The 23,115-nt window shown below is 68.3% G+C and carries 21 protein-coding genes and 1 pseudogene; 10 read left to right on the forward strand and 12 right to left on the reverse strand.

Annotated features, from left to right (window positions below):
* Positions 1-303: 303 nt before the first annotated feature.
* The 3 genes from AC5LSR_RS04295 to modA form a co-directional block, all read right to left on the reverse strand.
* A complete protein-coding gene (locus AC5LSR_RS04295) occupies positions 304-1,476 on the reverse strand; it encodes an aminotransferase class I/II-fold pyridoxal phosphate-dependent enzyme (RefSeq protein WP_445548704.1) in 1,173 nt (390 codons plus the stop codon).
* A 522-nt stretch (positions 1,477-1,998) separates the two neighbouring features.
* A complete protein-coding gene (locus AC5LSR_RS04300) occupies positions 1,999-2,232 on the reverse strand; it encodes a ferredoxin (RefSeq protein ID WP_250284884.1) in 234 nt (77 codons plus the stop codon).
* 790 nt (positions 2,233-3,022) lie between these two features.
* Positions 3,023-3,829, reverse strand: coding sequence for a molybdate ABC transporter substrate-binding protein (gene modA, locus AC5LSR_RS04305; RefSeq protein ID WP_250284886.1), 807 nt, complete (start codon positions 3,827-3,829; stop codon positions 3,023-3,025).
* 999 nt (positions 3,830-4,828) lie between these two features.
* On the opposite strand from modA, the gene AC5LSR_RS04310 reads away from it, so the two are divergent.
* On the forward strand, positions 4,829-5,074 hold the full coding sequence (locus tag AC5LSR_RS04310; RefSeq protein WP_047223212.1) for a type II toxin-antitoxin system Phd/YefM family antitoxin: 246 nt from the start codon (positions 4,829-4,831) through the stop codon (positions 5,072-5,074).
* A complete protein-coding gene (locus AC5LSR_RS04315) occupies positions 5,074-5,325 on the forward strand; it encodes a Txe/YoeB family addiction module toxin (RefSeq protein WP_047223211.1) in 252 nt (83 codons plus the stop codon). Before AC5LSR_RS04310 ends, AC5LSR_RS04315 begins: the two co-directional genes overlap by 1 nt.
* A gap of 95 nt (positions 5,326-5,420) precedes the next feature.
* Here the strand turns inward: AC5LSR_RS04315 and recQ are convergent, their stop codons facing one another.
* Positions 5,421-7,370: a DNA helicase RecQ gene (gene recQ / locus AC5LSR_RS04320; RefSeq protein ID WP_493464739.1), complete on the reverse strand. Its 1,950-nt coding sequence runs from the start codon at positions 7,368-7,370 to the stop codon at positions 5,421-5,423.
* A 153-nt stretch (positions 7,371-7,523) separates the two neighbouring features.
* Between recQ and AC5LSR_RS04325 the strand changes: the two are divergent.
* A pseudogene (locus tag AC5LSR_RS04325) lies at positions 7,524-7,631 on the forward strand (hypothetical protein); the annotation flags it as partial.
* Between the two features lie 28 nt (positions 7,632-7,659).
* On the opposite strand, the gene AC5LSR_RS04330 reads toward AC5LSR_RS04325, so the two are convergent.
* The 3 genes from AC5LSR_RS04330 to AC5LSR_RS04340 all read right to left on the reverse strand — a co-directional run bounded on the left by AC5LSR_RS04330 (position 7,660) and on the right by AC5LSR_RS04340 (position 11,586).
* Positions 7,660-8,202, reverse strand: coding sequence for a PIN domain-containing protein (locus AC5LSR_RS04330; RefSeq protein ID WP_493464740.1), 543 nt, complete (start codon positions 8,200-8,202; stop codon positions 7,660-7,662).
* Positions 8,203-8,205: 3 nt separating this feature from the next.
* Entirely contained in the window at positions 8,206-9,294 is a 1,089-nt protein-coding gene (locus AC5LSR_RS04335; RefSeq protein ID WP_493464741.1) for a helix-turn-helix domain-containing protein, read from the reverse strand.
* 111 nt (positions 9,295-9,405) lie between these two features.
* Positions 9,406-11,586 (reverse strand): WD40 repeat domain-containing serine/threonine protein kinase, encoded by a 2,181-nt coding sequence (locus AC5LSR_RS04340; protein WP_250290514.1) that lies wholly within the window; start codon positions 11,584-11,586, stop codon positions 9,406-9,408.
* 163 nt (positions 11,587-11,749) lie between these two features.
* Between AC5LSR_RS04340 and AC5LSR_RS04345 the strand changes: the two genes are divergently transcribed.
* Entirely contained in the window at positions 11,750-11,962 is a 213-nt protein-coding gene (locus tag AC5LSR_RS04345) for a GNAT family N-acetyltransferase (protein WP_250284787.1), read from the forward strand.
* A gap of 11 nt (positions 11,963-11,973) precedes the next feature.
* On the opposite strand, the gene AC5LSR_RS04350 is transcribed toward AC5LSR_RS04345, so the two are convergent.
* Positions 11,974-12,444 (reverse strand): MarR family winged helix-turn-helix transcriptional regulator, encoded by a 471-nt coding sequence (locus AC5LSR_RS04350; RefSeq protein ID WP_250284804.1) that lies wholly within the window; start codon positions 12,442-12,444, stop codon positions 11,974-11,976.
* 112 nt (positions 12,445-12,556) lie between these two features.
* On the opposite strand from AC5LSR_RS04350, the gene AC5LSR_RS04355 reads away from it, so the two are divergent.
* From AC5LSR_RS04355 to AC5LSR_RS04365, 3 genes are all read left to right on the forward strand, one after another.
* A complete protein-coding gene (locus AC5LSR_RS04355) occupies positions 12,557-13,402 on the forward strand; it encodes an alpha/beta fold hydrolase (protein WP_250284785.1) in 846 nt (281 codons plus the stop codon).
* 10 nt (positions 13,403-13,412) lie between these two features.
* Positions 13,413-14,219, forward strand: coding sequence for an alpha/beta fold hydrolase (locus AC5LSR_RS04360; RefSeq protein WP_250284783.1), 807 nt, complete (start codon positions 13,413-13,415; stop codon positions 14,217-14,219).
* Positions 14,220-14,286: 67 nt separating this feature from the next.
* Positions 14,287-14,640, forward strand: a complete 354-nt coding sequence (locus AC5LSR_RS04365; protein ID WP_250284802.1) for an aldo/keto reductase — start codon at positions 14,287-14,289, stop codon at positions 14,638-14,640.
* A 125-nt stretch (positions 14,641-14,765) separates the two neighbouring features.
* Here AC5LSR_RS04365 and AC5LSR_RS04370 read toward each other — a convergent pair whose 3' ends face one another.
* Positions 14,766-16,010, reverse strand: coding sequence for a PP2C family protein-serine/threonine phosphatase (locus tag AC5LSR_RS04370; protein WP_250284781.1), 1,245 nt, complete (start codon positions 16,008-16,010; stop codon positions 14,766-14,768).
* A gap of 659 nt (positions 16,011-16,669) precedes the next feature.
* Between AC5LSR_RS04370 and AC5LSR_RS04375 the strand changes: the two genes are divergently transcribed.
* Together AC5LSR_RS04375 and AC5LSR_RS04380 are read left to right on the forward strand one after the other, a co-directional pair.
* A complete protein-coding gene (locus AC5LSR_RS04375; protein WP_250284780.1) occupies positions 16,670-17,047 on the forward strand; it encodes a helix-turn-helix domain-containing protein in 378 nt (125 codons plus the stop codon).
* Entirely contained in the window at positions 17,044-17,892 is an 849-nt protein-coding gene (locus AC5LSR_RS04380) for an ImmA/IrrE family metallo-endopeptidase (RefSeq protein ID WP_250284778.1), read from the forward strand. The genes AC5LSR_RS04375 and AC5LSR_RS04380 overlap by 4 nt, the downstream gene beginning before the upstream one ends.
* A 484-nt stretch (positions 17,893-18,376) precedes the next feature.
* Here the strand turns inward: AC5LSR_RS04380 and AC5LSR_RS04385 are convergent, their stop codons facing one another.
* The 3 genes from AC5LSR_RS04385 to AC5LSR_RS04395 are packed head-to-tail and all read right to left on the reverse strand — an operon-like array spanning position 18,377 to position 22,253.
* Positions 18,377-20,332, reverse strand: coding sequence for a hypothetical protein (locus AC5LSR_RS04385; protein WP_250284776.1), 1,956 nt, complete (start codon positions 20,330-20,332; stop codon positions 18,377-18,379).
* Positions 20,329-21,507, reverse strand: a complete 1,179-nt coding sequence (locus AC5LSR_RS04390; protein ID WP_250284774.1) for a 5'-methylthioadenosine/S-adenosylhomocysteine nucleosidase — start codon at positions 21,505-21,507, stop codon at positions 20,329-20,331. The genes AC5LSR_RS04385 and AC5LSR_RS04390 overlap by 4 nt, the downstream gene beginning before the upstream one ends.
* On the reverse strand, positions 21,504-22,253 hold the full coding sequence (locus tag AC5LSR_RS04395) for an NUDIX hydrolase (protein ID WP_250284772.1): 750 nt from the start codon (positions 22,251-22,253) through the stop codon (positions 21,504-21,506). Before AC5LSR_RS04395 ends, AC5LSR_RS04390 begins: the two co-directional genes overlap by 4 nt.
* A gap of 390 nt (positions 22,254-22,643) precedes the next feature.
* Between AC5LSR_RS04395 and AC5LSR_RS04400 the strand changes: the two genes are divergently transcribed.
* Positions 22,644-22,937, forward strand: a complete 294-nt coding sequence (locus AC5LSR_RS04400; RefSeq protein ID WP_250284769.1) for a hypothetical protein — start codon at positions 22,644-22,646, stop codon at positions 22,935-22,937.
* Positions 22,938-23,115 lie beyond the last annotated feature (178 nt).

The following is a 23,115-nucleotide window of genomic DNA, read 5'->3' on the forward strand; positions in this document are numbered from 1 at the left end:
TCAGTAGGCCCGGCAGGTCGGCACGACGCTCGGTAGGTGCCGTGGGCATCCGGGCGGGACAGGCGTGGCAGTGGCCCGCGGTGGCTCGCGGTGGCACAGCCCCGCTGGGCCGGTGTCCGCCGGCCGGAGGTCTGGGGCCGTGCCCGGCCATCCGCGCGCCGGGCACGGCCTGACCGGCTGCTCGCCGGTCCCCGTCGGGCTTCCCTTCATGGCTTCTTATGGCTTCTTATGGCTTCTTACGCTTCCGCCGTTTCCCCGGTGCGGTCCTGGACGACCGTCGTGGCGTTACGGTGGGTACGGGTGCTATCCGTCCTGGGCGGGCGCGGCGTCCGACAGCATGTCGGCGACCTCGGCGAGCACCTCGAGCAGGTGGCTGATCTCCTCGTCGGTGTTGGCCGCGGTGACCTGGATGCGGAACCCCACCTTCTCGCGCGGCACCATCGGGTACGGCGCCAGGGTGGTGTAGATCCCCCGGTCGAACAGATGGTCGCCGATGGCGTCGATACGGTCCGGGGCGCCGACCGGTATCTCGATGATCGGGCTGCCCGACCGGTTCGGCGAGGCCAGCCCGAGCCGCCCCATCCCGTCGAGGATCCGGGCCGTCTTGCGGTGGAGATCCGCGCGGATCGCGTCGCCCCGCCGGGCGTTGAGCGCGAACCCGGCCTGCACGGTCGCGAGCGAGGCCACCGGGGACGGCCCGGAGAAGGTGTGCGGGGAGGTGGCCGCCTTGAGGTGGTTCTTCACCTCGGTCGGGCAGGCGAGGAAGGCCAGCAGGGACGAGTAGGCCTTGGAGAAGCCCGCTACCAGGATGATCCCGTCGTAGCTCTCCCCGACATGGCGGATGAGGCTGTTGCCCCGGCTGCCGTAGGGGCTCAGTTCGTCGGGCCGGCGCTCGCCGATGACGCCGAAACCGTGCGCGTCGTCGATGTAGAGGAGCGCGTCGTTCGCGCGGGTCACCCGGGCCAGCTCCGCCACCGGCGGGATGTTGCCGGTCATGCTGTTCAGCCCGTCGACGCACACCAGCCGCGGGTGGCTGCGGCAGGCCCGCAGCATCTCCTCGAGCTCGGCGGGGTTGTTGTCGTCGAAGCGCTGCACGGTCGCGCCCCAGGCCCGGGCCATGACGCAGCCGTCGTGGATGGAGCGGTGCGCGTTGCGGTCGATGAAGATCGTTCCCTGCCCGGCGAGGGCTGGGATGACCGACAGATGGATGTGCGTGATCGTGGGGAGTGCCAGGCTGTCCTCGGCGCCGAGCAGGTCGGTGAGCTCCTGCTCGATCTCGACGAACAGCCGTGGGGTCGCGATCATCCGTGACCAGCTCGGATGCGTGCCCCACCTGGCCAGGTACTCCGGCACCGCCGCGATGATCTCTGGCTCGAGGTCGAAGCCGAGATAGTTGCAGGACGCGAAGTCGGTCAGCCAGTGGTCGCCGACCCGCATCTGGCGACCGTCCACCTCGTCGACAATCGCCTCCATCATTGGATGCGTTTTCCGTAACCGTGCCATCTCCGACATTGGACCGAGCGGCCGGGCCGGTAACCAACGGTGGGCTTCCGGGCGCTCAGAAGAAGCGTGGAGCGAGGGTAAATCCTGCGCGGTCTTTGACAACTTCCCTCCTCAGCAGGCGAGGGTTTCCACGCTAACCGTATTTTCGATGATCGCAGCGTTACGGGGCTTGTAACCGGCCATTGTGTCGGCTGTATGTCAGTCGCTTGTCGGACGACTACCCGCTGATAGATATTGATCTACCCTTGGTGATGGCCGGCAAAAAATGTTCCCGTAATGTCACCCGACGAGACCAGATGAATCCTTCTGGATTCTCGTCGCCGGCATGTCACGGCCCGTCGGCCGGCGGCTCGCCGGCGCTTCGCCCGCCGGCCGTTCCGCCAGTGCCCCGTCCGGCGGGCCGGATCCTGCCCGGCCCGCCGGGCCCGCCGAGCCGGTGGGGCGGCCCGGCGAAACCCCTGGTAGGAGCGGTTGTGAGCGTGCTGTCCCGGCCCGTCAGGCCGCCACGCGCCCGATCGCCTCGGCCGGGCAGAACTCGAGAGCCTGCAGCAGCATCTCCTCCTCGTCCTCGTTCACCGGCTGCCGGCAGATGTAGTGGACCTCGCGCTCCTCGTCGTGCTTGAAGAAGTCCGGTGCGACTCCCCGACAGTTCTCACAGTCGGTGCACTCGGAATCGACAAAGAAAGGCCCCTCGACGTTCATGGGAAGTCGGCGCTTCTCGCTCGCCACGTCACACCTCACATTCGTTGTGGCGCCGTGCATTCGTTGTGGCGCGTTCGCGGTGGCTGCTCAGCAGATTCTAGCTGCGACGGGCACCGGCTGTCGGCCGCTGCCGGTCGCCGGGCGGTGCCGGTGAAAAAGCGCGCCCGGGCACTGTGGCCGGAGAATCCCGGGCCGGAGTACCCGGGATTCGGGAGCCATTCGCGGCGGGCCCGTGAAACATTGGCCCGGCCCGTTTCCGGGCGGCGGGAAATACGTGACATTGCTGGTACGTACAGCTGTCGTCCGGATGAAGCCGCAGCTCCCAGGGCTGATCGGGCAGCCGCTGCCGCTGCCGGGGAGCCCGTGGAGCTCCGGTGCCCATCGGCTGTGGGCCCGGTGGTGCCGCGGTCACGGGTTTTCCGGGCCGGGCGGGAGCAGTTACCCGCCGTCCGCCGTCCGCCGTCGGGAACGACCGGGTCATCCCGCTTTTACCAGCTGGAAACACGATATGTGCGCGAATCGACGGGCTGCCCGCCGGGCCGCACCATACCTGACGTGTCGAATGCCTGGCGAAGAACGGACGGATGTCTCGGTGAAAAAGGACATATGCCGGGCGGTGCCGGCCTGGAATCCTCATGGCCGTGCTCCGGGCGCGGCCACCACCGCCCCGGCCGAGCGGCGCACCGGGGCGCGTCGGGCAGGCGGCGTAGCTGCCCCCGATGACGTCTTCGGGGGTGCCTCCGGCTCACGGGAACCGGAGACACCCCCGAACGGGGCTCGCGCAGGGAGGCGGATGCCGGCTGCGGGGAGGGAGCCCTTATGAGGAGGGAGAGGCGAAACCGGCCTTGGCAAGTACCTCCTGGCCGGTCGACGACAGGACGAACTCGGTGAACGCCTGCCCGCCGCTGGCGTTCGGAGCCTTGGTCAGGGCCGCGATCGGGTAGGTGGTGGAGGCGTTCTGCTCCTTGGGGATCTCGATGCTCTTCACCTTCGCCGCGGCGGCCTGGGCGTCGGTGACGTACACCACGCCGGCGTCGACCTCGCCGAGTTCGACGGTGGTCAGCACGCCCTTCACGTCGGCGCCGTAGGTCTTCGGCGTGACCGTGACACCCGCGTTCGAGAAGACCTTCGCCGCGACCGCGCCGCACGGGACCTGGGCCTGGCAGAGCGCGACCTTCACACCAGGCTTCGCCAGGTCGGCCACGGTGGCGATGTGCGCGGGGTTGTCCGGCGGAGTGACGATCGCCATCTTGTTCTGCGCGAACGTCTTCGGGCCGGTGGCGTTGCCGGCGTCGACGACCGTGGTCATGTTCGTCGGGCTGGCCGAGGCGAAGACGTCCGCCGGCGCCCCCTGGTTGATCTGAGTGGCCAGGGCCGAGCTCGCGGCGAAGTTGAACTTCACGGTCACACCGGGATGCGCCGCCTCGAACTGCTTGCCGAGCTCGGTGAACGACTCGGTCAACGACGCGGCGGCGAACACCGTCACTGTCCCGGTTACAGACGGTGTCGCCGTCGCCGCGCCGGACGGAGTCGTCGGACCGGTGTTGTCCGTGTCCGAGCCACAGCCCACCAGGAGCGCGCACAGCAGTGCGCACAGCGCCCAGAGTTTCGAACGTGTCCTCACGCGTCCCCCTCACTGTCGTCGAGATATCCGCCGGAGTCACGATGCCGGCCGGACAATGGTTCAGCGACGTTGCTGAGAAAATTCCGTCACCACGTCGGCGGATTTCGCCGAAATCGCGGTGACCGAGCCGGAGCCGGAATCTGAGCCGGAACCGGGGTCAGGGCCGGAACCGGGGCCGGCCGTGGGCGCACGGCACGCCGAGGACGCGATCCGGTGCGGACCGGTCCGGATCCCCATCTGAGCTGGCACGCCGTCGTGCCTGGCACAGATTATGATGTTGGTCGTTAGTTGCGGGTAGACCTGCCTGTTACCGCCGCGTCCGCGGTCATGCTCACGGAAACCCGTGGACCGATGCCGTGCGCTCCCCGCCCGCCCGGAGCGCGACGGTGAGCCGCCGACGTCCCGCCGAGGGTCTGCGTCCTGAAGCGGGGCAGCCCGCCGGCGCCTGTCCGCTGCCGGCCGGCGCCGTCAGCGCCACCGGTCGGCCGGCTTCATCCGAGATCCGCAGATTCACCACCCAGACACCTTATCGAGCGCATCCACGGTTTGTCTCCCCCTCTCTCCCCTGATCCGCGATGTGGACGTGCTCCCGGCGGATGCGGAGACGCGAGGAATGCATGATCATGTATTTTGGATGTCACGGCCGGGTCTTCCCGTTACAGGAAAAGACGGTCGAGGATGCGGTTGATAATCGTTAGGACACAGCTGGGACACCCAGTGGAAATCCGCGGCCACGTGGCCCGGACCGGACCGGACCGGAGATTCGACAATCGGATCCCATGGCGGAAAGCCATCCGACATCCCGGTCACCCCGGGTTTCATACCGGTGCTCACCGGGTGTGCGGACGGCTCCCCGAGTCCCAGGTGGTAGCGCTACGTACGCGCCAGCGGTCGTTGGCATCCATTGGGACGATCGTCAGCGCGGCTGGCATGGTCGGCGGGGCGGGGCTGGATGTCGACTAGAGTGGTACAATATCTTGTACTACTTTGGAGGGTGCTATGGCTGTCACCGCCAGTGAGGCCCGCAAGCGTCTGTTCCCGCTGATCGAGCAGGTCAATGCCGACCAGGAGCCGGTCGAGATCTTGTCCAAGCACGGCTCGGCCTACCTGGTCTCCGAAGCCCAGTTCCGCTCCATGCAGGAGACCGCCTATCTACAGCGGTCGCCCGCCAACGCGGCGCACCTCGCGGCCAGTATCGCCGAGGCCGACGCCGGTGCGGCCGAGGAACACGATCTACTGACCTGATGAGGATCGTGTTCACCGCACGGGCGTGGGCCGACTATGCGTCGTGGGCAGACGATCGCAAGATGCTCCGCCGGATCAACCGTCTGATCGAGGAGTCGGCCCGGGACCCGGCCGTCGGGATCGGTAAGCCGGAACCACTGGCCCAGAACCTGTCGGGATACTGGTCGCGGCGCATCACCGAGGAGCACCGGCTGGTGTACCAGGTGCGCGGCGACGATCTGGTCATCGTTCAGGTGCGCTACCACTACTGAATGTGCCGACCGTGATCCCTGGCCACCATGGCACGAGTGGCAACAGCGGTCATACCGACGGCCGTCCCGGGTGGGACCGGGCGAACAGGGGCTGTTCACTCGGCGAGGGTGTCGAGGATCTGTTGTCCGTACCTGGCGAGCTTGTGCTCGCCGACGCCGCTGATGGTGGACAGTTCGGCCAACGTGGCCGGCGGGCGTGACGCGATCTCACGCAGGGTGGCGTCATGGAAGATCACATATGCCGGGACGCCCTGTTCCTTCGCGACGGCCGCGCGCCAGGCGCGGAGCCGCTCGAACACCGGCATCGCCTCTTCCGACAGTTCGGCCACGGCAACGCGGCGGGACCTCGTGCCTTTGGACGCGGCCGTGCCCGCGGATGTGGCCGTGCCCGCGGACGCGGCCGTGCCCGTGGATGTGGATGCGGCCCTGGCGGCGGGCTCCGGCTCGCGTCGCATCAGGACCGTGCGCTGCCCGCGCAGCACGTCGGCGCTCGTGTCGGTGAGCACAAGGGTGCCGTGCTCACCCTCGACCGCCAGCAGCCCCTGCACCAGCAGCTGCCGCACCACACCGCGCCACTCGGGCTCGCCGAGCTCGGTGCCGACGCCGAAGACCTTCAGGGTGTCGTGATCGCGCTGGATCACCTTGGCGGTCTTCCTGCCGAGCAGGATGTCGACGAGGTGGCCCGCGCCGAACTTCTGGCGGCGCTCCCGCTGCAGCCGGAGCACAGCCGACAGCAGCTTCTGGGCGGCGATCGTGCCGTCCCACGTCCGCGGGGGTGTCAGGCAGGTGTCGCAGTTGCCGCACGGGGCGGTGCGCTGCTGCCCGAAGTAGGCGAGCAGCCCGGTGCGGCGGCACTCGACCGTCTCGCACAGCGCGAGCATGGCGTCGAGGTGGGCGCTCAGCCGCCGACGGTGCGTGAGATCGCCCGCGGACGCGTCGATGAGCTTGCGCAGCTGCACGACGTCCTGCAGGCCGTAGGCCAGCCACGCGGTCGAGGGCAGCCCGTCACGTCCGGCACGCCCGGTCTCCTGGTAGTACCCCTCGACGGACTTGGGCAGGTCGAGATGGGCGACGAAGCGTACGTCCGGTTTGTCGATGCCCATGCCGAAGGCGATGGTCGCGACCATGACGATGCCGTCCTCCCGCAGGAAGCGCGCCTGGTGCTCGGCTCTGGTGCGCGCGTCGAGCCCGGCGTGGTACGGCAGCGCCGCGATGCCGTTCGCCACCAGGAATTCGGCGATCTTCTCGACGGAGGAGCGTGACAGGCAGTAGACGATGCCCGCGTCCCCGGTGTGCTCGGCGCGCAGCAGCGCCAGCAGCTGCGCCTTCGGCTCCTTCTTCGACACGATGCGGTACTGGATGTTCGGGCGGTCGAAGTCGGCCACGAAGTGGCGGGCGCCCTCCAGGCCGAGCCGGGAGGTGATCTCGGTGTGGGTCGCCGGGGTCGCGGTGGCGGTCAGCGCCACTGTCGGCACGTCCGGCCAGCGTTCGCGTAACTCGGACAGCAGAAGGTAGTCGGGCCGGAAGTCGTGACCCCACTGCGCGACGCAGTGCGCCTCGTCGATCGCGAACAGTGCGATCGTGCCCTGGTCGAGCAGCGTGACCGTCGCGTCGACGCGCAGCCGCTCCGGCGCCAGGTAGAGCAGGTCGAGCTCACCGGCGAGGAAGGCGGACTCCACCTCGCGGCGCTCGTCGAACTCCTGGGTGGAGTTGAGGAACCCCGCCCGTACGCCGAGCGCCCGCAACGCGTCGACCTGGTCCTGCATCAGCGCGATCAGCGGTGACACCACGACGCCGGTGCCCGGCCGTACCAGGGCGGGGATCTGGTAGCACAGCGACTTGCCGCCACCGGTCGGCATCAGTACGAGCGCGTCGCCACCGCCGACGACATGATCGATGATCTCCTGCTGGCCGTCCCGGAACGACTCGTACCCGAAGACACGGCGCAGCACCCGCGCGGCGTCGCTCGCGCCGTCAGTCAGCCGGACATCGCTGTCGGCCAGCGGCGGGGCGTCGGCCGGGCTGTCGACCAGAGGGGAGGTCACCCGGCCACTCTATGGGCGTCCGGCCACCAGCCGCGTCCGCCGGTCCGTACCTGTGGACAACCGGCACCTCCGCGGATAGCCCCCTGTGGACACTGGTCGCGGGCGTCACCACAACGGATAAACCGGTGAAACCCATGGAATCGCCTCGGCCCCGACCTGGAAGTGCTCGACCCTCCGGAGCTACGGGAAACAATGGCCCAAGCCGCAAAGGCGCTCGCCGCCCTGTACAGCCCGCCAACACACGGAACAGCCGGAACGTAAGTCGTGGTCCTCGGCTTTGTGGTCGGTGTCAGGATGCCAGCCATTTGTCGAAAGAGGGCCTGTCCGTGACGCCGGACGAGCTGCCTCGTCGTCGGGCGCGCAGCGTCTGGAGGTAGCCCCAGAGGGTGTCGGCGTCGATCCAGTCCGCCTTCGCGGCGATCTTCAGTAAATGCCAGGTCCTGACGACGTGGATGTTGTTGCGGGTGGCGAGCCGGGCGGCGTCGTTGTCGTCGGTCACGAAGAAGCCGTGAACCTGGCGGTGGATCATGATGGCGAGTGTCTCGGCCTCACCAAGGTGGCGGTGGGGGCGATCGCGGGGGCTTGCGAGCTCGTCGCGCAGGAGTTGGGTGTTCTGGAGTTCGGCCGGATCGGGGAACCAGGGCGGCCCGAAGATGTTCGTGGCCTCGGCCAGCGTGGCGAGACCGGGTTGTCGGGCTGAGGCGTCGCATTCCGCCGCGACAGTGGCGCACCAGCGGCCGTTGCCGTTCGCCAGCCGCTCCAGCAGGTCCATGCGGTTGAGGATCGCGAAGTTGATCAGAACTGTGTTGTCGGGGAACAGGAGAACGGCCACGGTCTACAGGCCCAGCGCCCTGGCGAGGTCGCCAACGTCTGTTTCGGGTACTGACGGTACGTCGACATCGAGCGTGTCCGGGTCGATGCCGAGCATCCAGGCAAGCGTGTTCTTGCCGAGTGCGCCGGACTCGATTCCGGCGAGGTGCGCCTCCTGGAGGGTGAGGGGGAACCGGCGCTGGGCGGCGGCATCCATGCGCAGGGTGATCTCATCGATGCCCGATTCGGCCACCCAGTAACGGCGCAACAGGCGCTGGGTCGGTTGTTCGGCCCACTCGCCCACCACCGGGGGCAGCTGGCCGTTCAGCGCGTTCAGCCGGCGAGCCAAGGCATCGGTGGATACGCCCCACCGCCAGACGAGATCGGCCAGCCCGGCGGCATCGAGACGGTTCCAGTCGATCGCGGCCAGTGAGCCGCGGGGGAGCAGAAGGTCGGCGGCGAAAGCGTTCGCGGCCGCCTCGCACTGGTCCCACTCCGTCCGGGAGAGATCCTGGTCGTGGTGGCCCTGAGTGAGGTGCCCCAGCTCGTGGGCCATTGACCAGTTCTCCCGGAACCAGTTGCCCGCCGCCGGAAGCGCGATCACCCGATGCCCGCCAAGGGTGAACGAGTACGCGGTGGACAGGTCCGCGACCCGGACGACGTCGATGCCGAGACGGCTTTCCAGCCGTTCCGCGAACGGTCGCACGAAATCCGCGCCCAGTGCGGCTCTGATCCCCTCGGGAGTGCCTGGGAGCGCCGGTACGTGCTGCCGCCGCAGGCTGGCCTGCCGGTAGGCCAACGCGATGTCGCGCAGCACCCGGTCGTCGGCGTCGCGTCCGGGCACGTCCCGGTGGCCGGTTTCATGGTCGTAACGGTGCCGGGCCGCGACAACGAGCCGGTTCGGGTCGGGCTGCCCGGTGATCAGCCAGTGGATGTCCGCGTCCAGGAGGTCGGCCAGACGCGCCAGTTCGATCGAGGAGAAAGCCCGCTTGCCGTTCACAGCGCGTGAGAACGCGTCAGGCGTCATCCCGATCTCCTCGGCGATGTCCCGCTGCGGGGTGGTGTGGCGGACCCGCCGGATGTGCTCCAACACCCGGTCCCCGATGCCGTCCATACGGCCAGATTACCTGATCGATTGGGAAAATCCCAACGCCCGTTGTCGTTGGCGGGCCTCAGGTGCCGCCAGGGCGTGACCGCGGGCTCCCAGGGATGTTCGCGGGGCTGGTCAGCCCATGTCCCACAGCCGTATCGCCTCGTCGCTGGAGCTGGCGAGGGTGCGTCCGTCCGCGGTGAAGGCCACCGACCGCACCCCGTTGGTGTGGCCGGTCAGGGGGGTGCCCAGGGGGTGGGGTGCGGTCCGGTCGGAGACGTCCCACAGCCGCACGGTCCGGTCGCCGCCGGCGCTGGCGAGGGTGCGCCCGTCCGGGGTGAACGCCACCGACCACACCCAGCCGGTGTGGCCGGTCAGGGGGGCGCCCAGGGGGTGGGGTGCGCTCCGGTCGGAGACGTCCCACAGCCGTATGGTGTGATCGTCGCTGGCGCTGGCGAGGGTCCGCCCGTCCCGGGTGAAGGCCACCGACACCACCCAACTGGTGTGGCCGGTCAGGGGGGTGCCCAGGATGTGGGGTGTGCTCCGGTTGGAGACGTCCCACAGGCGTATGGTCCGGTCGCCACTGGCGCTGGCGAGGGTGCGCCCGTCCGGAGCGAACGTCACCGAGCCCACCCAGTCGGTGTGGCCGGTCAGGGGGACGCCAAGCGGGTGGGGTGCGGTCCGGTCGGAGACGTCCCACAGCCGTACCGTGCGGTCCTCGCCGGCGCTGGCGAGGGTGCGCCCGTCCGGAGCGAACGCGACCGAGACGACCGTGTTGGTGTGGCCGGTCAGGGGGACGCCCAGGGGGTGGGGTGCGGTCCGGTCGGAGACGTCCCACAGCCGTACCGTGTGATCGTGGCTGGCGCTGGCGAGAGTCTGCCCGTCCGGGCTGAAGGCCACCGACCGCACCCTGTCGGTGTGGCCGGTCAGGGGGGCGCCCAGGGGGCGAGGGGCGGTCCGGTCGGAGACGTCCCACAGGCGTATGGTCCCATCGCCGTTGGCGCTGGCAAGGGTGTGTCCGTCCGGGGCGGAGGCTATCGACTCCACCCAGCTCGTGTGGCTGGTCAGGGGGGAGCCCAGCGGCTGGGGGACGGGGGAGGCCCTGACGCTGAAGGCAGGGGAGTCCTCGCCACGGGAGGCTGTGACGGCGATGGCGATGGCGATGGCGAGCAGCACCGCCGTTGCCGCGGCGGACACGACAAGCGCGGTGGTGCGTGGCCGGCGCGGTCGGCGCCGGGACGAAGAGACCGGGTCAGCATGCTCGGACGGGGCGGACCTGTCCGAGGCCGATGTGGGTGGCCAGGAACGGCCCGCGTCACGGACAATCGTCGGATAGAGATCGCGGTCGGTGGATACCGGGACGGGTACGCCCGGCCTGCCCGGTGGCGCATCCCTCCGCGTCCCGGGCGGTGTCGGTGCCCGCGGGGCGGTAGAGGGCTGGTCGCCGGCGGTGCGGATGTCGTCGTCGAGGCGGAGTCCGATGCCGGTACGGGTGATCCAGCCCGGGCCGAAGGCGCCGGCGGCGGCGTGGGCCAGGTCGAGAGCGAAGGCGCGTGTGGAGGGTGGGCGGTCGGCCGGGTTCTTGGCCAGGGCGTGGAGGACCACGTCGGCGATGAGTGTGGGTACTCCGGAGGGCCGGGCGGGGATGGTGTGCAGGTGGTGCTGCCAGAGCACGGGCAGTGGTAGCTGCGGGTCGAACGGCGGCGCCCCCGAGAACAGTTCGTAGAGGAGCACCCCGAGCGCGTAGAGGTCGGTGGCCGGGCTCAGCCGGCCTTCGGCGATCTGCTCGGGAGCCATGCACTTCGGCGTTCCGATGATCTTGCTGGCGGTGGTGTCGGGCCCTTCGACGATTTTCGCGATGCCGAAGTCGACGACTTTGAGCAGGCCGGTGGCGTCGAACAGGATGTTGTCGGCTTTGATGTCACGGTGCAGGACACTGCGGCCGTGGGCGTAAGCCAGGGCCGCGGCCACGGCCAGGCCGACGGCGCAGGCGTCCTCGGGTGGCATACCGGCCCGGCGGCGGGTCAGGCTCCCCCCGTCGAGAAGCTCCATGACGATCAGATGCAGGCCGTCGGTCGCGGCGTAGTCATAGACCTGCACCACATGCGGATGGCTCAGCGCGGCGAGCAGCCGCGCCTCGGGGGCGAACCCCGCTTCTGCCCCGTCGCGTCCCGCCGCCAGAATCTTGATGGCCACGGGACGGTCCAGCCCGCGGTGCCGGCCGGCCAGCACCAGCCCGAACGCGCCCTGGCCGAGGGGCCCGCCCAGGTCGTAGCCGGGCAGCGCCGCGGCCACCCGGGCCCTGTCGACAATCATGACGTGGGAGCCGCCCCACGCTGGCGGTAACGTCGACCGTGCACCATCCGCCCCCCGATACTCCGCGTACAAGGCGTGATCCTAGCGGTATCCGACACGGCCGGGTGGCCCGTTCTGCCCCATCCGGGTCGGGCCCGCTCTGTCCTTCGGACGCTACCTGTATATGGATGATCTCTCGACGCTTGGCGAGGCCCGCCGCCAGGGATATGGCCGGCGTCTCCTCGAGTGGCTGTTTGCGGAGGCCCGGCGTCTCGGATGCGGCCAGGTACGGCCGGGCTCCGGCATCGGGCCGGCGCGGACGGACGCCCACCGGCTCTACCTGGACGCGGGTATGGCCATCGCCGCGCACCACTTCACCCACATTCTCACCAGGTAGCCCGGGGCGGTTCAGGCTGGTGAATCGTCTGTGAGTGGAGTCGTGGCTGTGTCGCTGTGGGTTTCGGCGAGGACCTTGGAGACGCGGCTCAGCATCTCGATGAGCTGAGCCTGCTCCGTGGGGGTAAACGTGTCCGCGATGTGTTGCTCGATCGCGCTGGCGACGGCGTCGGCCTGTTCGAGAAGTTGTTGGCCGTCGGGCGTAAGGGTGAGTTCGGTGGCGTTGCGATGCCAGGGGTGCGGCTGGCGGGTGATGAGCTTCTTGGTTTCCAGGTTGGTGAGCACGGTCGCCATCGTCTGGGGCGTGACCAGGCAGGCGCGGGCGAGCGCGGCGGCGGAGATCCCAGGCTGGTCGGCGATGAACATAAGTGCTGAGTACTGGGGGACGGTGAGTCCGTAGGGGCGCAGGGCCGCGGTCTTGGTGGCGATCAGCTCCTGCTCGGTCCGCTTGATGTGCAGGCCGATCCGCTGTTCGGGTGGCATCGACACAGCCAGAGCATACAGTCCCGATCGACAGTGTCTTGGCCATCATCAGAGTTCTGTGTAAGCTCAGGGGACATAACTTGATCTGTGTTCTGGCCTAAGGAGAGCTGCCTTGCCGTCTGTTGGGAGTCGCGGTGCGCTGGACTTCGTCGCGGTTGGCGACGGTCCGGGGGTCGTGCTGGTCCACGGGACCGGCGCCGATGCGACATCGAACTGGGAGCCGCTGATAGATGCCGTGGGCGGCCGTCGCCGGGTTGTGGCGCCGAACCTTCCCGGTGCTGGCGACACGCCGGCGAGCGCTGCGCCGCTCGACGTCGAGGTGCTCGTCGAGCAGCTCTTGGTGGCGGTGGACGCGGGCGGGGTGCAAGGCCAGTTCGACCTGGTCGGGCATTCGCTGGGGGCGGTGCTCGCGGCCGCGGTGGCCGCGGCGGCGCCTGAGCGGGTGCGGTCGCTGTTCTTGCACGCGGGTTGGGTGAGGTCGGGGCCGCGGGAGCGGTTGATGTTCGAGCTGTGGGCGCGTCTGCTGGAAGCTGATACGGCGTTGCTGGCCCGGTCGCTGGTGCTCTCGGCGATGAGCCCCGGGCTGCTGGCCGAGATCGGACAGCGGGAGCTGGGCGAGCTGGTCGCGGGTTTCGAGGGGCTGGTCGATCAGCGGATCGCCGGGCAGATCGAGCTTGACGGCCGGATCGACATCTCCGGCCTGCTCGCGGCGGTCAGGGCGCCGACGTTGGTGCTGGCCAGCGCTGATGACCAGATCGTCCCCTCTCGTCATCAGCGGGCGTTGGCTGGGGCGATCGTCGGTGCCAGCTACCAGGAGGTTCCGGGCGGACACGGGCTGCCGTTCGAGGATCCGGAGCGGTTCGTGTCGATCATCGTCGGCTTCCTCGACGCGCAGCAGGCGACGTGCCAGGCCGACGACCGCCGCTCCAGCGCTCCACGCAAGAGCGCGGCACGGTGAGCGTCCGACGATGGCGACGGTAAAGCTGAGCGACGGCGTTGAGCTGTTCTACGAGGACCGCGGCAACGGCCGGCCGATCGTGTTCCTGCACGGCTGGGGCACGAGCGGCCGTGTGTGGGAGGGACAGGTCGCGACGCTGCACGAGCAGGCTCGCTGCGTGACGCCTGACTGGCGTGGCTGCGGCCGCTCGGACCACCCGGCGCACGGGAACACGGTCGAGACGGTGGCCGGCGACATCCTCCAACTGGTCGATCTGCTCGATCTCCGGGACGTTGTCCTCGTCGGCTCATCCCTGGGTGGGAACATCGCGTTGGAGGCGGCGCTGGGATCCGATGGGCGGATCGCCGCGCTGGCGCTTCTGGACGCGCCGCAGCACTTCTTCGCCGACGGCGTCGACAAGGAGCGGTTCTCGGCCTGGCACGCCTCGATGCGCACCCGCCGCCACGATCTCTTCTACGAGATGGTTGACACCTGGTTCGGCCCGAAGGCCGGCCAGGGTGTCCGCCGCTGGACGTCCGAGCAGCTGTTGCGCTCGGGCTGGTTCATCGACGACCTGCTCGCCGACGCCGCCACGCACGATCGCCGCGACCAGCTCGGCGAGCTGCCTGTTCCCGTCCTGCTCCTGCACGGCCGCCTCGACCGTGAGGTTCCCGTTACGGTCCCGCAGGCCGCGGAGGCGCTACTGCCGAACGCGCGGCTGGTCGTGCTCGAGGACTGCGGGCACATGCCCCACCTCGAGGATCCAGCACGGGTATCCGCAGAACTCGCGCGGTTCCTCGAAGAACTCAGCGCCAAGCCGGAGGCGGCGGGTCGATGAGGACGTCGGTGCCGACACGTGCGCTGGGCGGTCACGGGCTGGTCGCCTCCGCGCAGGGGCTCGGGTGATGGGCATGAGCTTCGCCTACGGCGCCGCCCCCGGCGACTTCCGCCGCAGCCTCCCACGCTTCCAGCAAGACGCCCTCGAGCACAACCTGGGACTCCTGCGTGCCGTCCGCGAAATCGCCACAACCCACGACGCCACCCCCGCGCAGGTAGCGCTCGTATGGCTCCACGCCCAAGGCCCCGACGTGATCCCGATCCCCGGCACACGACGGCGCGAGCGGCTCGAGGAGAACCTTGCCGCACTCGACCTCACCCTCACCGTCCAGGAGATCCGAGAGCTGAGCCAGCTCCAGCCCGAAGGACTGCGCTACCCCGGCATGACGTGGGTCCAACGCGAGACCCCAAGCCCGACATGACCCAGACCACGTCCGCGGTGCACGAGGTCGTATGGGTAGCGGAAACGGATCTGCGGACGGCAGCGGACACACGCGAACGAGCGGAAACCGAGACGACCGGGCGTCCCCTGCCTGCCTCTTCCTGGTTACACATCTGCGCTGGCGAGATGGTCGGCGGTGCCCCCACGCCACTCGACCAGGAAGAGAGTCGCGTCGTCGGTCGTGACCCCGCGCCGTTCTCGCATCAACGCATGGGACAGACCCCGCACCATCTCCCGCACACTTCTGCCCCGGATACTCTCAACAGAGCTGATCAGGCGTTCCTCGCCGAACTGCTCTCCGCCGGTTTCATGCTCCTCGATGAGGCCATCGGTGAAGAACAGTACGCGGTCGCCGCGCCAGAGCGTCTGCTCACTGATCTGCGGTATGTCACCACCGAAGCCGACCGGCAGGGTTCCCGGACTCTCCAGTGCCCGGATGACCTGATGATCGCGGATGAGCAGTGCTGCCGGGTGGCCTGCGTTGACCCACTGCAGGTGGCCTGTTCCGATATCCAGACGCATCATCTGCGCTGTGACGAAGTGGTCGGGCCCGAACTGCTTGTCGATGGCCGCGTCCATGAACATGTAAAGCTCGGCAAGCCCGATATCGGCGCGTCTGGCGTGCCGGTAGGCGCCGATCGCGACCGTCGCCAGCACGGCGGCGTCCAGGCTGTGACCCATCGAGTCGATGACGGCCACGTGCAGGATGTCGTCGTTGAGGGCGTAGTCGAAGCTGTCGCCTGCGATGTTGTAGGCGGGTTCGAGGATGCCGGCTACCGCGACCTGCGGGGTAATCATGGTCAGCGGGGGCAGCAGTGACCATTGGATTTCCGCGGCCACGCTCATCGGTTCGCGGCGCCGGGCCTGGAAGAACTGGTCGGTGTAACTGCTCTTGGTGACCAGTATGTCGGCGACGAGGCCGGCGAGTCGCCGCAGCAACCGCCGGTCGTCATCGTCGACGGTGTCGAGGGTGAGGGCCAGCACCCCCACCTGGTCGCTACCGTCCAGCAGCGGCAGGAACATTCGTATGCCGTCAGCTTGCGGCTGTTCGACGGCCATCGCGCGGAGGAATGCCGTACCGGCCGGGGAGGCGTCGATCGGCTCGGGCTCCCCGACCGTGAGGCTCCGGCCCGGCAGCGGCGTCAGCATCAGCTGCTCATAGTCCTGCAGAAGGATCGAGATGTCCCGGCCACCGATCCTGTTCACCTCCTCCGCGACCAGTGGGGCGATCAGCTGCGGCGGCATCTCGTGAGCACGGTCCAGCAGCACACCCAGCAGCCGCTCGCCGAACCCCTCCGATAGATCCACCATGGCCTTGCGGTAGTCCTGTTCGCCTGCCACCACGGCCACCCCCTCCCTCCCCCTCGCTCTGGCCCCTCATAGCTGTGCGAGCCTCCCTGGGCCGCGTCAGCCGGTCACGTCGACACCCTGCTTCACCCCTGATCGAGGGGGAGGAGGACAGCGAAAGCCCTGGTTCGTGGCGGTGGAGACGAGGGGACTCGTACCCCTAACCTGTCGGCGCAGCTACGAACATGACGAAGGATCTACGCGGAACGAGCCGCCCGATCCCACGTACCCGCCGCGGACGGCCCGGCCGTGTCCATCGAACCCCTTCACGCGAAGATTCGCCGGGCCGGCCACAGCGGCAACACGAATGCCACAAGAACCAGGTAGCCCCGGGGGCGTGTGTGCGGACGCCGGAGCGGTTCAGCCTGCACGTGGCCCAGGGTGGGCGTGCCAGGTGCCGGGGCGGTGGAGTGACTCGCCGTGCGGTTCCCGCCGTGTGGTCGTCCGTGCCACGCCTGAGCCCGGCCGGCGATCTCGCGGCCGGCCCGAAGGTTCGGCGTCCGCGGTCCGCGGTGGTGCTTTGGTCGCGTGATCAGGGCCGTTGAAGGTCCACCAGCCCCGGCGATGCATCTTCGATGCCCGCCGGGGCGGAGAAGCCGAAGCGGATTCGGTGACCTGCAAAGCGTGCGGTTGAACGGGCCGGAACCAGCCGTGAATCGGGTATGCTTGATCTGATTCAAGGGGGTGGTGGTATGGACTCAATCGGTGTGGGTGAACGGATCAGGCACGCCATGAGTGCTGCCCAGCTGACCCAACGGGCCTTGGCTCAGGTCACGGGTATCTCGCAGCCGACGCTGTCCCGGATCGTCGCTGGTGATCGGGTAGCCAAGATGACGGAGATCATCGCGATCGCGGGCGCAACCGGTCATTCCGTGGCGGAGCTTACTGGTGTCGGATCGGTGGCCGACCGTGCCCAGTACGCGGCCCGCGCCACGAACGATGCCGAGATGGCCGCGATGCGCCGGGAGCTGTTGCACTACCTGGATCTGGACGCCTATCTGGATGACCAGGGCATCCCGCCGCTTCCGGTGGTGGCATGAACGCCGAGTCGGACGGGAGGGACGCGGCAGCGCAGTTCCGCCGCGACCATCGCCTGGGGACACAGGCCCTGGGCGATCTTGTGTCACTCGTCGAGCAGACCACCGGGATCGACGTGGCCGTACTCGACGCAGGCCCGGACGAGCACGGGCTCACAGTGCGCGATCCAGTCCGGAACTCGGTGTTCATTGGCGTGGCGCGGACCGACCGGCCCATGCGACAGCGCAGCTCCCTCGCCCACGAACTGGCGCATGTCCTGTTCGAGGACTGGTCGGAGGCACCGGAAGAAACGTGGAGCGAGCGTCGACCGGCGGAGGTACGGGCGGATGCCTTCGCCCGGCACCTGCTCATACCGGCGGAGGGGCTGCGCGGGTTCCTTGGCGACCGCGGTCCTGAGGGTATGGACCTCGCGCTGCTTTCGCAGGTGACGCAACGGTTCCTGGTATCCCCGCCGATCGCCGCGATCGCCCTGGAGCAGGCTGGATACATCACGGAAGCCGTGAAAGTGGAGTGGCGAGCTGTCGCCACGCCGTGGCTGGCGGCCCGGTTCGGCTGGATCGACCAGTACCGTGCCCTGCAGGCCGGGTCCGATCAGCGGCGGGCTCCGCAGCGGCTCCTCGCCCGTGCGATCAACGGCTATCTGGAACACGTTGTCTCCGCGCAGGCTCTGGCCACGCTCCGCGGCATCGAGATCGCGACTGTGGAGACGGAGCTACGCGAGGCAGGCATCGAAGCAGGGGAGCCGCCCCGGGCGTGGACTGACGGCGCCGACCTGCCGGACGTCGACATCGATCTGAGCGGTCTCGACGATGCGGCTGGCGAGTCTTCCCCGGCCCCCACACGGTGACCGTACGGCCGGTCATCGACGCCGGGCCCGCTCTCAGCTTCCTCGCCGTCAACAAGGAAAGGCTGCTCATCAGTGTTCTCGGCGGGGCCGGTGTCGACGACGATCACGCGCTGCGGCGATCCTCGTCGCCCCACGCCTCGCGCATGATTCCCTTGACGTGCTCGCCCAGATCCGGCTCGCCATCGAAGACGGCCGTCGTACGGAACTGACGACGGGGGCGCTCGCCGCGTTCCACCGCCGCCCACTGCCGCAGCAGCCCACGGCTTCGGATAGCCGGTCCTCCGGCAGCGCGTCAAGCAGCTGGTGTGCTTCGTCGCGCATGCTCATGCAGTCAGTGCAGGAGCCCTGCCGGCCTTCGGCCCGGCCACAGACGTAGTTTCCATGCCGGAAAGCCCGACGTCTCGTTACGACCCGGCGGCCCCAGGCATCCACAGACCCCGGCAGCGCCCATCCATCACAGTCGTTTCTCGTCGGCGAGGTTATGTCACCAACCGGACGCCGTCCGCCGGAACCATTTCCTGCCCTCGGCGGCGATTCCTTCGAGGACGTGAATGGTGTGCTGCAGTCCGCCGGCGTCCTGGGTGAGGCTGGCCACCAGCCCAACCGTCTCGCCCGTCGTGATCTCCTCCGGTGAGGTGTCTGCCATCTGCATCCGGAGCACCTGGCCGTTCACCAGGACGATTTCGAGTTTCTGCACATTTTCGGCGTCACGGTCGACGCGAATCAAGGCGACCGAGTCGAAGTGGTAGTTCAGCCGTCCATTTTCGGTGAAACGTCCCGTGGTGAAATCTAGGGTCGACACGAAATTTCGAACCCCGCCGGCGGTGAGGAGAAAGACCGAGATCTGGTATTTGTTGTAACGCCACGGGCCTCGGTGGACTCGCCCTCGTTTACTTGATGCGGCCTGTGTCTCGACGAAGGCGTGGGCGATGACGCTGCTCGCTTTCAGTCGGTAATGGTGCAGCGCCCGGTCGAGGAGTATTCTGCGGTCGCAGTCGAGCCACCGTGCCATCTCCTGATCGTCCGGCCGGTCTGCTAGGTAGGCCTTCCACCGCTCGAATCCTGCCTGTCGTGCCGCCTTGACCTTTTCGTGCTGATCCTGTTCGGCGGCGAATCGCCGCTTCTCGCATTCTTTCTCCAGTCGGGCGATAACATGGATGTAGCTCGCCACAGTGACGACGAATGTTGTTTCCAGGGCCAAGAGTACCTCGATTCCGGCCGTAGCCACCAGTGCCCACAGACCTCCGCCCGCGAGTACGGTGACCCCGACCAGCCCGTACGCACCGAGTTCTGGCACGGCACGCTGCGCTCTGCTCCAAGAGAGGTGGGTCCCGTCCCTCCGCATCTTCTGAATCTGCCATGCTTCGTGCCGCAGCAGCCAGGCGACCCGATTGGCGCCGATCCAACGCTCCCAGTAGATGCCGATGATCTCGTTGGCGATGCTGCGCCGCGCCCTGGCCGTCCACTGCAGCCACTCGGCGGGGGTGACACCACTCGGTGGGTATCTGGCCACGTAGTACTCGAGATCGCGATTGATGCTTTTCGCGAATGTTCCGGAGGACTGCAGTGCATCGGCTTCGTCTTCGATGTACTCGATCTTCCAGGACACCCCGTGCCGGACGGCGATAATGCCGATGGCGAGAATCAGCATGCACCCAAGCATCGTCCACGTCCGTCCGGCTGTCGTCAGGCGCACGGCGACGTTTATGGCCCAGGCGGCGAGAACCACCACCGAAACCGTGGCGCGCAGCCGAGTCTCCCTGGAGATGTCGACGGGGCGTGGAGGGCGCGTCCGTGGTTCGGCTGGGTTCGGGTGAAAAAACTTCTTGACCCGGTCAAGACGTGCGTTGGCCATCTGCTCGTCGTTGGCTTGGGCGATGGCGCGGTTCCACACTTCATCCTCGAGTGGACCATCGAGGAACTGTTCCATGTGGCGGAGGATCATGCCCTTCTGCTGGTCGGGCAGAGTATCGAGCTCCTTGAGTGCCACCGTGATGTCGGTGTTCCTGCCTTTGGCTGCGTCCATCAGCAGGAGCACCACACGCAGGCCCTGTGCCCAGGGGTCATCGCCCTGCTCGGGTTGGTCTTCCTGTAAGTCGCGTAGCTGCCTGGACTCGTCGGCTGACAGTTCGTCCCTCGACCGTCCGCTGACCAGTGCCAGCAGCCAGTGGAAGCGCACTCGGTCAGACTTCGCGGAGCTGACCACGAACTCGCGCATGAGCTGGCGTGCCTGGTCGGCCATGCGCCCGTCCAGGTGGCGGACACCGGCCTCGAACTTCTCCGCCGGACTCGCATTGGGGGCGACCGTGTACTGGTGGACGCCGCCGTGGACGACGCCGGCCTGGACTCCGACCTGAGAGGAACCGTCGGCGATGTTGGAGGACGAAACCGGGCTGGGCTGGGCGCCTGACCCGGAGGAGAAACCCCAGTCGTCGGTCACGACAATCCCTGCGCTATGGTGATGGCCACACCGATTTTCGTGGCGAGGTCGGCCACGTCACCGATCAGCCCACGGACCTTCTTGAGGGCGACCAGCAGCGCTCGGCGGGTCGCTGGTGAATCCGTCTGGAGTGCCTCGTCAGCTGCGGCGAGCTCGGCTTCGGCGACCGCGTAGGTGTCCTCGTCCACGGTTCCGGCGCTGCGTGCGTTCTGCAGGTCGTTGCGGAAGCCGACAAGCGCCGCCGACAGGTCCGCCGGGACTTGCTCACCGGTCGCGCCGATGGTCACGCCCCCGTGCAGGGCTCCGGCCTGCACACCAACTCGGGCGTTCCCCGACGCGGTGTTGCGGATGTTCTGGTTCGGTACCTGCATGGTGGATCTCCTCCCGATCCTCGTTTCCGCGGTATCGGTCTTTCCGATGTCCACGGCCAGTTCCTCGGCGAGTGCCACGGCGAACGAGGCCGCGTTCGCCACGGCTCGCTGCTGCCACAGGTGGCGGTCGGTCGACTCCTTGGTGCCGTCGGCGTGGTCGCTGACGCCACGGATCACGATCACGGGCAGGGAGCTGTTCAGCAGCCCGGCCTGGCTGGCTCCCGCGCCTTCCATCTCGATGGCGAGTGCGTCGTTGTAGTGGTCGTGAAGCCAACGGGCCAGGGCCGACACGGTGGAGTTCAACACCACCTCGCCCGCCGCGATCGGCCCGAAGTGCACCTGTGGGAGGGAGTCCGCTTTGACTGGCGGCCGGGCCCAGCTTCTCGTCCGAGACAGGTGGCGTGCGATCTGTTCGGCGCGGTGCGAGAGCGGCCACGTGCGGGGTCGCCCCCAGAGCCCTTCGTCCTCGCTGGTGGCGCCGTGGAAGGCGTAGACGTGAGTGCCCACGACGACGTCACCGAGTGCGATATGGCGATGAAGGCCGCCGGCGACGCCGACGAAGAGCAAAGCCGCCGGTGCAAACTCGGCGATGGCGCGTTCGGCGAGCACCGCTGCCGACTGATTGCCTACACCGACGTGTGCCAGCGCCACCCGGCATTGGCCGCCGGCCAATCGGCCGACCTCGAAACGGGTTCCCTGCGGATGGCGGTGCAGCCGCGCGTCTACCAGATGTTCATGAACTGCCTGGTACTCCAGGTCGAGAGCCGTCAGGACGACGATCGGCCGGGTGTTCGCCACGCTCATCCCTCCTCTTCCGGGTGCGTGTCGGCGGCATCTGCCGCAGGGGCGACGGGCCGGGTGATCGGTGGTGAGAGGACGGAGCTGAGGCCTGCTCGGAACAGGCGGGCGGGCCGCCCGACAGTGATCCGTTGCTCCCTGCCCACCGGAACGATGAACCCGCTGGCTTTCTGGACCTTTCGGTAGAAATTCCTGGGGTCGAGTGGCGTCCCCCAGACCGCCTCGTACACCTCCTGGAGATCACCGATGGTGAAGGCGGGACCGCAGAAGGCGGTGGCAAGTGCTGAGTTCTCGAGCTTGACCCGGGCGCGTTCGACGCCGTCCGTGATGATTCGACGATGGTCGAAAGCGAGAACCAACTCGCCTGAGAGGACTCGGTTCGTCGGCTGCCAGCTCGCATCCGCGGCGTCCGATCCTGCGACCGGTTCCGGCAACCGCGGCGTGACGGCAAGGTAGGCCACCGAGACAACCCGCCCCCGCGGGTCACGGCCGGGCTCGCCGTAGACGCCGAGCTGTTCCAGATACAGGCTCCCGGCCTCGATGCCGGCCTCCTCGGCGAGCTCCCGCCGCGCCGCCGTCCCGAGGTCCTCCTCGACGTGGGCCAGGAAGCCACCCGGGAGCGCGAACGCACCTTGGTACGGCTCGATCGCACGTTCGATCAATAGCACCTGCAGGCTCGTTCCCCGCAGTGTGAGGATCACGAGGTCGACGGCGAGCGGAACTTCTGGAGGCTCCCACGGATCATGAATCACGCTGCAAGACTAAATTTTTGTGTCGACGACAGGAATAACTGTCGGCAAGTGGACAGTCAGGGATGGCCCACCGGGTCGATGCGGTCCGGGCGTCTCGAACGACGGAGGTGCCTAGGGGCGCCGGGGCGCCATGGGTGACACGGCGTACGGGCCCCGCGGTGTGGTCGCCCGTGCCACTCCCGAGCCCGGCTGGCGATCTCGCGGCTGGCCCGAGCGTTCGGCGTCCGCGGTCCACGGCCGGCGCGTTCGAGGTGGGGCTCGGCCGTCCCGGCAACGCCTGGGAGTACTACCGCGAACTCGCCGACCAGGGCCCGACATACCTTCCCGACCAGGACATCTCCGGCTGGATCCGGTTCAACCTGACCCGTCTATCACTAGTAGGCCCAGACCGTGGGCCTGCTCGACCGCTCCGGGCGGGTCTGGCGCGCGCTCTCAGAATTCGCCGAGACCTCCGGTCTGGACGAGCGGGTGGTCACGGCCTTGCACGATGTGGCCATGGCCGGGCGCGTCCGCCGCTCACGCTACGAGCATGCTGAGAGCCTGAGCCTGCAGCAGACGCAGCGCAACCTGCGTGATCTCACCACCGCACAGGTCCTGGAACCGGTCGGCCGAACCCGCGCCCGCTACTACACGGCCGGCCCCGCTTCCCACCGCCGGTGCTCGACGTCGCACGCACGCCCATGACCTCGAGGAACCCGTACACCAGCTGACAAGCAACCCGCCGGCCCGCCGAGGCCCGATCGGTGGTCACGGCCGCGTCAGCGCTTGAAGCTTCCTCGGCTGTCGCCGTCTTCGCCGTCGAAGGCGCGTCCAGAGCTGCTGGCGCGGCGGGGAAGATCTGTCCGCGCAATACGCGGATATC

Source organism: Protofrankia sp. CiP1_Cm_nod4 (assembly GCF_982290645.1).